The organism is Streptococcus dentapri (assembly GCF_042649885.1).
Taxonomy (GTDB): Bacteria; Bacillota; Bacilli; order Lactobacillales; family Streptococcaceae; genus Streptococcus; species Streptococcus dentapri.
This window is the reverse complement of sequence record NZ_JBHSAC010000022.1, coordinates 1-8,605: the sequence shown is the minus strand read 5'-3', so window position 1 is coordinate 8,605 and position 8,605 is coordinate 1. Positions and strand designations below refer to the sequence as shown.

Annotated in this window: 6 protein-coding genes; all 6 read right to left on the bottom strand. The window is 40.2% G+C overall.

Features of this window, described 5'->3' with window-relative positions:
* Positions 1-107 precede the first annotated feature (107 nt).
* On the bottom strand, positions 108-2,609 hold the full coding sequence (gene leuS / locus ACFOSE_RS02510; protein WP_380430080.1) for a leucine--tRNA ligase: 2,502 nt from the start codon (positions 2,607-2,609) through the stop codon (positions 108-110).
* A 309-nt stretch (positions 2,610-2,918) separates the two neighbouring features.
* Positions 2,919-3,941 carry a ketol-acid reductoisomerase gene (gene ilvC, locus ACFOSE_RS02505; protein ID WP_380430077.1) on the bottom strand — a complete coding sequence of 341 codons (1,023 nt, stop codon included), beginning with the start codon at positions 3,939-3,941 and terminating at the stop codon, positions 2,919-2,921.
* Between the two features lie 78 nt (positions 3,942-4,019).
* Positions 4,020-4,502, bottom strand: a complete 483-nt coding sequence (gene ilvN, locus ACFOSE_RS02500) for an acetolactate synthase small subunit (RefSeq protein ID WP_380430074.1) — start codon at positions 4,500-4,502, stop codon at positions 4,020-4,022.
* Positions 4,495-6,198, bottom strand: a complete 1,704-nt coding sequence (locus tag ACFOSE_RS02495) for an acetolactate synthase large subunit (RefSeq protein WP_380430071.1) — start codon at positions 6,196-6,198, stop codon at positions 4,495-4,497. Before ACFOSE_RS02495 ends, ilvN begins: the two co-directional genes overlap by 8 nt.
* 170 nt (positions 6,199-6,368) lie before the next feature.
* Positions 6,369-8,042 (bottom strand): DAK2 domain-containing protein, encoded by a 1,674-nt coding sequence (locus ACFOSE_RS02490; RefSeq protein ID WP_380430068.1) that lies wholly within the window; start codon positions 8,040-8,042, stop codon positions 6,369-6,371.
* On the bottom strand, positions 8,042-8,407 hold the full coding sequence (locus ACFOSE_RS02485; RefSeq protein ID WP_380430065.1) for an Asp23/Gls24 family envelope stress response protein: 366 nt from the start codon (positions 8,405-8,407) through the stop codon (positions 8,042-8,044). The genes ACFOSE_RS02490 and ACFOSE_RS02485 overlap by 1 nt, the downstream gene beginning before the upstream one ends.
* Between the last annotated feature and the right edge of the window lie 198 nt (positions 8,408-8,605).

Genomic DNA, 8,605 nt, shown 5'->3' with positions numbered 1-8,605 from the left:
CAGCTTATTTATTCTATCAAACTCAGAAAGCCTTGTCAATATCTTTTTCAAACTTTTTTAGGGGTTTGAAAAAAGATCTTCTTGGAAGATCTTTTTTGGGAGATGGTTTATTTAATGACAATATTGACCAGTTTATTTGGTACCGCAATAACTTTTATTATTTCTTTACCAGCTGTTTCTGTAATAATCTTATCATTAGTCATGGCGATTTCTTGGAGCTCTTCCCTAGAAAGATCTTTCGCCACCATAACTCTAGCCTTGACCTTCCCTTTAATTTGAAGAACAATTTCAATCTCATTCTCAACTAACTTACTTTCATCCCACGTTGGCCATGAAACATAAGATAGTGATTCTCCAGATTGTGTTAGGAACTGCCACAATTCTTCAGATAAGTGAGGAGCAAAAGGTGCTAATAATTGAACAAATCCTTTAGCATAAGCTTCATAGAGTTTATCTGTCTTATTTGCTACATTGACAAAGACCATTAATTGCGCAATAGCAGTGTTAAAGCGCATGGCCTCGAGGTGTTCAGTTACAGTTTTAACGACCTCGTTGTAAACCTTATCTAAATCGCCATTATTGTTTTCAGAAATTTCCTTGGTGGTAATCAGACGATAAACACGATCAAGGAATTTACGTGAACCTTCCAGACTTTCTTCAGACCAAGCGATAGAAGCATCTAATGGACCCATAAACATTTCATAAACACGAAGGGTATCAGCACCATATTGCTCAACAACATCATCTGGGTTAACTACATTTTTCAATGACTTAGACATTTTAGCCGGCGCTTGTTCAAGTTCTTCTCCAGTTTCGATACTAATGAAGGCTCCGTCACGTTTTTCAACCTTGTCTGTAGCCACAAGCGCTCCACGGCTATCGCGATAGCTTGTTCCCAAAATCATCCCTTGATTAAAGAGTTTTTGGAAGGGCTCTTTGGTTGGCACAACACCTAGATCATAAAGGAACTTATGCCAGAAACGTGCGTAGAGCAAGTGAAGTACTGCGTGCTCAGCACCACCTACATATATATCAACTGGTAACCATTGTTTGAGAAGGTCCTCATCTGCTATTTTTTCATCATTGTGTGGATCAATGTAACGAAGATAGTACCAACTTGAGCCAGCCCATTGCGGCATAGTATTCGTTTCCCGACGCCCCTTAACACCATCTTCACGAGTAACTTCCAGCCAATCAGTCAGGTTAGCTAGGGGAGATTCGCCTGTCCCAGAAGGACGGATATCTTTTGTCACTGGTAAAACAAGCGGAAGATCTTTTTCTGGGACTACCGTGCTCGTGCCATCTTCCCAATGAATAATTGGAATCGGCTCACCCCAATAGCGTTGGCGAGAAAAGAGCCAGTCACGAAGGCGATAGGTAACTTTTTGGTTCCCCACTTGATGTTCTTCTAGCCAATCAATAATTTTAGCAATTGCCTCCTCTTTATTGAGACCATTGAGGAAATCCGAATTGATATGGACGCCATCCTCTGTGTAGGCTTCTTTTTCAACATTACCGCCTTCAAGGACTGGAATAATAGCTAGATTAAACTGCTTAGCAAATTCCCAGTCGCGTTCGTCGTGAGCGGGAACAGCCATAATAGCCCCTGTTCCATAGCTAGCAAGCACATAATCAGCAATCCAGATCGGGATTTCTTTGCCATTGACTGGATTAATGGCGTAACTACCAGTCCAGACTCCTGTCTTTTCTTTAGCTAGATCCGTGCGTGTCAAGTCTGACTTCAAGCTGGCTTGACGTTTATACTCTGCAACAGCTTGAGTTTGCTCTGGGCTAGTAATGCTATCTACCAAATCATGTTCCGGTGCTAAAACAGCATAAGTCGCACCAAATAAGGTATCTGGACGAGTAGTAAAGACTGTGAAAGCCTTGTCTGTATCCTTTATATTAAAAGTAATATCGGCACCCGTCGACTTTCCAATCCAGTTGCGCTGCATATCCTTAATAGACTCCGGCCAGTCTACTGTATCCAAATCTTCCAGCAAACGTTCTGCATAAGCTGTAATTTTAAGCATCCACTGACGCATAGGTTTACGGACAACTGGATAGCCACCACGTTCAGAAGTCCCATCCGGAAGTACTTCCTCATTAGCGATCGCTGTCCCTAACTCTTCCACCCAGTTTACAGGAACTTCTGCCTCATAAGCAAGGCCTTTTTCATAAAGTTTAGTGAAAATCCATTGAGTCCATTTATAATAATTAGGATCAGTAGTATTGATTTCACGATCCCAATCATAAGAAAAACCAAGAGCATTAATCTGACGTTGAAAGTTAGCAACATTCTGAGAGGTGAATTCAGCCGGATCATTACCTGTATCCATCGCATATTGCTCCGCAGGCAAACCAAAGGCATCCCACCCCATAGGATGAAGAACATTATATCCTTGGGCACGTTTATAACGACTGAGAATATCTGTTGCTGTATAACCTTCTGGATGACCTACGTGAAGCCCTGCACCAGACGGATATGGAAACATATCAAGCGCATAAAATTTAGGCTTTGAAGTATCTGCTCCCGTCTTAAAGGTATGATTGTCAGCCCAAAATTGCTGCCATTTTTTTTCAATTTTTTTATGGTCGTAGAAAGTCATAAAGTAATTCTCCGTTTAATATAGTCCTGTTTATTATAACATTTTCATGGGATTTTTAAAGGTTTGTTTCTATCTATATTATACATCCTGAAAATAGAAAGAGAGCGGGACAAAAATCGGTAAATTGTGATAAAATTGCAATTTCGAGTTTGTCGCTTCGCCTTTTTGCACAGTTGATTGGATGCCCTTGATCACTTACCTAGTAAGGGATATGAACTGCCAATCAACCCTTTCAATCTGGTAAAGTGAGAGCAAAACAAAAAAGCTGGAACAAAAGTCCTGCTTTTTTGCCTATCCAGATTTATGGAATTAGTTATAGATTTTGAAAGCATCATCATCATTTTGACCAACGAATGGCATTGCCTTACGAAGTTCTGCCCCAACTTTTTCGATTTCAAGGTCTGCAGCTTCTTTGCGATAAGCTTCAAGACGCGGACGACCAGATTTGAAGTCATCTACAAATTCTTGTGCAAATTTACCTGATTGGATATCAGCAAGAACAGTCTTCATGTTTTCTTTTACTTGTTCTGTAATGACACGTGGACCTGATACATAATCACCAAATTCAGCTGTATTTGAAATAGACTGACGCATTTTCTTGAAGCCACCTTCATAGATGAGGTCAACAATCAATTTCATTTCATGAAGAACTTCAAAGTAAGCTAATTCTGGAGCATAACCTGCTTCAGTAAGGACTTCAAAACCAGCTTCAATAAGAGCAGTTAAACCACCACAAAGTACAGCCTGTTCCCCGAATAGATCTTCTTCAGTTTCTTCTTTGAAGGTTGTTTCAAGGAGACCAACACGGGCGGCACCAACACCTTTAGACCAAGACATAGCAATATCCTTAGCATTTCCTGTAGGATTTTGGTAAACGGCATAAAGTGCTGGCACACCAAAACCTTCAGTGTATGTACGACGAACGAGGTGCCCGGGACCTTTTGGTGCACACATAAAGACATCAACATCTTCTGGAGCTTTGATATATTCGAAACGAATATTAAATCCATGAGCAAATCCGAGAGCGTTACCAGCTTCAAGATTTGGAGCAATGTCATTAGCATAGAGATCTGCTTGAATTTCATCTGGTGCCAAAATCATGATAACATCTGCCAATTTAGTTGCTTCAGCAACTTCGTAAGTATCAAAACCATCTTCTTTGGCTTTATCAAATGATTTACCAGGACGCACACCTATAATTACATCGTATCCTGAATCACGCAAGTTTTGTGAGTGAGCATGACCTTGTGATCCATAGCCTATAACGGCAATCTTTTTACCTGTAAGTGCGTCTACTTTTACATCGGTTTCGTATTCCATTGTTACTGGCATAATTAAGTACTCTCTTTTCTATAAAATATTATTTATTATTTGCTATTAAGCAAAAGTCAACATTAGTTAACGACATTTTTAGGATAAATCTCGTGAAAAACCTGTTGCACCCGTACGAGCAATCTTTTGGATACCGTAAGGCTGGATGACCCGTAGCAGAGCATCGAGTTTGCTGGCATCACCCGTCACTTGAATTGTAATAGACTTCAAGCCAACATCGATAACACTAGCACGGAAAGGCTGGATAACCGCTAAAATTTCTGCCCGCTTATGAGCAGGGGCTGCTACCTTTACCAGAATAACTTCTCGCTCTAAATGAGGAATATCCGTGATATCTCTTACACGAACAACGTCAATTAAACGATTAAGTTGTTTAATAATTTGTTCGGCTTCTTCTAGGCTATCAACATCAATAATAATGGTAATACGGGAAACATTTTCTTCTTCTGTATGACCAACTGAAATCGATTCGATATTGACCTGTCTGCGTAGCAGAACACCAGTAAAGCGATTAAGAACACCTGTTGAGTTATGAAGTTTAGCTGCTAACATTCTACGCATTAAAAGTCACCCCCAACATTTCAGCATTGGATTTCCCAGATGGAACCATTGGGTAAACATGTTCGCGATTGGAAATATTGACCTCAATCAGCATCGGTTTTTTCTCAGTAATGACCTCTAAATCTTTTTCTAAGCTGTTAGGATCAGAGAACTGATAATGCGCAATTCCATAGGCCTCTGCTAGTAGCTGGAAATTTGGTTCATCATCAAAGATTGACTGACTACGACGCTCATCATAAAAGGATTCTTGCCACTGACGTACCATTCCAAGAGAGTGATTGTTAATCAAAACTACTTTGATTGGCAAACCGTAGCCATTAAGAATAGCCAACTCTTGATTGGTCATCTGGAAGCCACCATCCCCAACAAAGAGAATAACTTCCTTGTCGGGATTCGCAAGTTTTGCCCCAATCGCTGCAGGAATACCAAAGCCCATAGTTCCTAAACCACCAGAGGTAATCAATTGCCGCTCATTTTTATAAGGATAAAATTGGGCTGCCCACATCTGATGTTGACCAACATCCGTAACTACAATTGCAGCACCCTTGGTTAACTTACCGATTATTTCAATCGCCTGTTGCGGTTTGATAATGTTTTCATCAAAACGATAACTGAAAGGCGCTTTGGACTTATTCCCTAAAACCTCTTGCGTCCAATTATCGTGGCGAGTTCGGACTGTTTCTTCTGCCAATAAAAGTTTCAAAGCTTCTTTAGCGTCACCAACAACTGGTATCTCCGTTTGAACTACTTTACCAATCTCTGCCGGGTCAATATCAACATGGGCCACAACAGCATCCTTAGCAAAAGTTTTTGGATTTCCTGTCAACCGGTCAGCAAAACGTGACCCGAAGTTAATCATAAAATCACTGTGCGTCATGGCCATGTTAGAAGCATAAGAACCGTGCATCCCTCCCATTCCCAAAGATAGAGGGTGCTCAGTAGGTATAACTCCCAAGCTCAACAAAGTCGATACGACAGGAACATTGTAACGCTCTGCAAAAGCTATCAATTCCTTTGAAGCACCAGCGTAGTTGACACCGCCACCGGCAATAATCAAAGGTTTCTTAGCTTTCTTCAACTGTTTCAATATTTTTTTAACTTGAAGCACATTAGGTGATACTGTTGGTTGATAACTTGGCAGACTTACAGTAGGATCATTATAACTCGTCACCTTGGTTTCCGAAATATCCTTTGGTAAATCAATCACAACTGGACCTGGACGGCCCGTTGTCGCAATATGGAAAGCCTCAGTAACAATGCGAGGAATATCTGCTGCATCACGCACTTGGTAATTGTATTTAGTGATTGGCATGGTAACACCAACAAGATCTGCTTCTTGAAAAGCATCTTTACCAATCCCCGGCGTGGCTACCTGACCTGTGAATACCAACATAGGAACACTGTCACTCATACCGTCTGCAATACCAGTGATTGCATTTGTCGCACCGGGACCACTAGTGACAACCGAAACACCAATTTTACCGGTAGATTTCGCAAAGCCCTCTGCTTCATGCAAGGCCCCTTGTTCATGACGAGCCAAAATATGATTGATATCATCATGTTGATAAATAGCATCATATAGAGGTAAAACTGCACCACCTGGATAACCGAAAATAGTCGTAATCCCTAAATCCACTAAAGTATCCAATAGTAAATCAGATCCAGTTTTAGCTTGTTCTAATTGAACTTTATCCATATTCCCTCCTTCTTTTGATCTTTGTCGAATTTTCAAAAAATTCAAACAGCTTGAATCTATGATAACACTTTCCCAGAATATTGCAAGCCTTACTCGTTTAAAAAAGCGTTTTCTTTTTAAGAGTAAAGGAAAGGCTTGAAATCCATTGACCTCAAGCCTTTCTTGGAATTCTATTCAACACTCATTAAGTATGGATAAACTGGTTGATCTCCTTGATGAATTTCAGTCTCAATATCTTCGTATTGAGCTGCTAATTGCTTGGCAACTGTTTCCACTAATCCTCGATCACCATCTTCGCCAATATAGAAGGTCACAATTTCACTATCATCATCAATCATTTGCTCTAAAGTTGCGAATAGAGCTGTTTCCATATCTGGATTTGATACTAAAATTTTACCATCAACCATTCCAAGGATATCATCCTTATGAATTTCAAGTCCATCAATACTTGTATCACGTACAGCTACAGTCACACTGCCGCTAATAACTTCCGAAAGGCTACTTGACATCGCTGCAACATTGTCTTCCAGCTTATCTTCAGGATTAAAAGCTAACAAACTCGTCAAGCCTTGTGGGACTGTTCGACTTTCAATAACTGCTGCTGGAATATCAACTACTTCTGCTGCAGATTGAGCTGCTAGAAAAATATTTTTATTATTAGGTAAAATAATAATATTTTTAGCATTGACCGATTCTATAGCCTGTACAATATCCTCGGTAGAAGGATTCATAGTCTGACCGCCAGAAATAATATAATCGACACCCTGTGATTTAAAAATATCTGCTAAGCCTTGGCCAGCAACAACGGCAATAAGGCCAAATTCCTTGATAGGAGCTGTTGAAGCAGTTATCGTTTGTGTCACTTCTTTTTGCACTTGAGCATCATGCTGGTTGCGCATATTATCCACTTTAACTTTAACAAGGGCACCATATTTCAGTCCCTCTTGCATCACCAAGCCAGGATCTTCTGTGTGGACGTGCACCTTAACGATCTCATCGTCATTAACGACTAAGAGAGAGTCCCCCAACCCACTCAAATAGGATTGAAATTCCTCGTAATCGAAATCTTTAATATAGGTAGGCCCTTGTTTTAAGGCTACCATGATTTCAGTACAGTAACCAAAAGTAATATCCTCAGTAGCGATATGACCAGCAACTGACTTATGATGTTCTGCATTAATCATCTCCGTCATGTTAGCTGGTGTTGCCTGAAATTCTTCAGAAGCAATGTATTCACCTGTCAAGGCGGATAAGAAACCTTCATAAATGAAAACCAGACCTTGACCGCCAGAATCCACAACACCAACTTCTCTCAGAACCGGCAACATATCTGGCGTCTTAGCTAGAGCAGCTTTAGCACCTTCTAAAGCTGCTTTCATCACTTCAAGTGCATCATCGCTTGATTCAGACTTTTTAAGAGCTGCAGTAGCGGCACCCCGCGATACCGTAAGAATAGTCCCTTCAACAGGTTTCATAACTGCCTTATAGGCTACTTCAACTCCCGATTGAAAAGCTTCTGCCAGAGATTTGCCATCTAACTCTTTTTTATCTTTGATAGCCTGTCCAAAGCCACGGAACAGCTGTGATGTAATAACTCCTGAATTTCCACGAGCCCCCATTAAAAGTCCCTTAGATAGAATTTGACCTACTTCACCGACAGTCGTAGCAGGTTGGTCAGCTACCGCCTTGGCACCATTATCCATAGTCATTCCCATATTAGTCCCTGTATCTCCATCAGGAACTGGGAAAACATTTAATGAGTTCACATATTCGGCTTGATTGCCAAGACGAGTTGCAGCCGCCTGCACCATTTCCTGGAATAAGCTTGTTGTAATATTTGACACTAATCTTCTCCTACAACTTTGATATTTTGAACATAAACATTGACAACATTAGCATGAATGCCAAGTTGATTTTCAAGATTAAATTTAACACGTTCCTGAATATTTTTAGAGACTTCGCTAATCCTAACACCATAACTCATGACGGTATAGACATCGACTGTAATGCCTTCTTCTAATGATTTTATAACAACACCCTTAGAATAATTTTCTTTGCGAAGTAGAGCTTGAAAATTATCCTTAATGGTACTTTTGCTCGCCATTCCTACAACACCAAAAATTTCCGTCGCTGAGCCACCAACAACTGTTGCAATAACATCGTCAGATAGCTCAATTTGACCATCTTTTGTATTAATTTTTACAGTCATCTTGCTACCTCTCACATTTTTATCAATTTATTCTACCATAATATCAATCTAAAGTACAAGATTATCATCTTTGCCTAAAAGTAAGCTAATCAATCTTTTTACAAGAAGATATAAAAAAGCCCGAGAATGGCACTGCCCCCCTAACATGAGACAGAAGAAAAACACTCCTGTTGAAATCTAGTAAACTAGAAACAGGAG

What these genes read in the sequence shown, in the direction of transcription:
- ilvN (WP_380430074.1), bottom strand. Translation starts at nt 4,502, where the DNA reads ATGCGTAGAATGTTAGCAGCTAAACTTCATAACTCAACAGGTGTTCTT.
- ACFOSE_RS02485 (WP_380430065.1), bottom strand. Translation starts at nt 8,407, where the DNA reads ATGACTGTAAAAATTAATACAAAAGATGGTCAAATTGAGCTATCTGAC.
- ACFOSE_RS02495 (WP_380430071.1), bottom strand. Translation starts at nt 6,198, where the DNA reads ATGGATAAAGTTCAATTAGAACAAGCTAAAACTGGATCTGATTTACTA.
- ilvC (WP_380430077.1), bottom strand. Translation starts at nt 3,941, where the DNA reads ATGCCAGTAACAATGGAATACGAAACCGATGTAAAAGTAGACGCACTT.
- leuS (WP_380430080.1), bottom strand. Translation starts at nt 2,609, where the DNA reads ATGACTTTCTACGACCATAAAAAAATTGAAAAAAAATGGCAGCAATTT.